The organism is Mesorhizobium sp. M1334 (genome assembly GCF_040317995.1).
Lineage (GTDB): Bacteria > Pseudomonadota > Alphaproteobacteria > Rhizobiales > Rhizobiaceae > Mesorhizobium.
This window is the reverse complement of the sequence record NZ_JAMYLM010000087.1, coordinates 1-577: the sequence shown is the minus strand read 5'-3', so window position 1 is coordinate 577 and position 577 is coordinate 1. Positions and strand designations below refer to the sequence as shown.

General features: G+C 62.9%; 1 protein-coding gene. It reads right to left on the bottom strand.

Annotated elements, in window-relative coordinates:
- Window positions 1-228 precede the first annotated feature (228 nt).
- Window positions 229-577 (bottom strand): transposase (locus NKH17_RS33375; protein WP_352973546.1); only part of this gene is annotated, 349 nt, incomplete at its 5' end.

Below are 577 nucleotides of genomic sequence, written 5' to 3'. Positions count from 1 at the left end.
AAGGCAGTATAGCGGCGCGTAGTCGGGTGCTGACATCTGTCCGGCCTCTGATGCGGCCTTCCATTTGCCGCCGGCCCGTATGGGAGTTCGCCGATCGGATCCATATCACTACCGCGCGCTCGAAGCGCTCTGTGCTGAACTGGTTTTTCCGATCCGTCTCTCATCGACTGTCGCGCCATACCTCTCCGTGTGACCTTCCTACACCTGCGACGACCTCAGACCGAGCTGCTATGCTGCCACGGCCGGAGCCCTGTAGGTCCCACCTCTTGCCATGAGCGCCCAGACGATGCGGGCCATCTTGTTGGCAAGAGCGACGACCACAAGCATTGGCGGCTTGCGGGCGAGCATGCGCCCAAGCCACGATCCTTCCCGAATGCCTCGCCGACGAGCATGACGCACGACAGCGCTCGCTCCGATGATAAGCAGGCGCCGCAATGTACGCTCGCCCATCTTCGATGTTGCACCGAGCTTCTGTTTACCGCCGGTTGAGCGTTGCAGCGGCGTCAGGCCCAGCCAAGCGGCGAAGTCGCGCCCCTTTCGGAAGATTGCGGCGCAAGGCGCCAGTGCAACCAGAGCC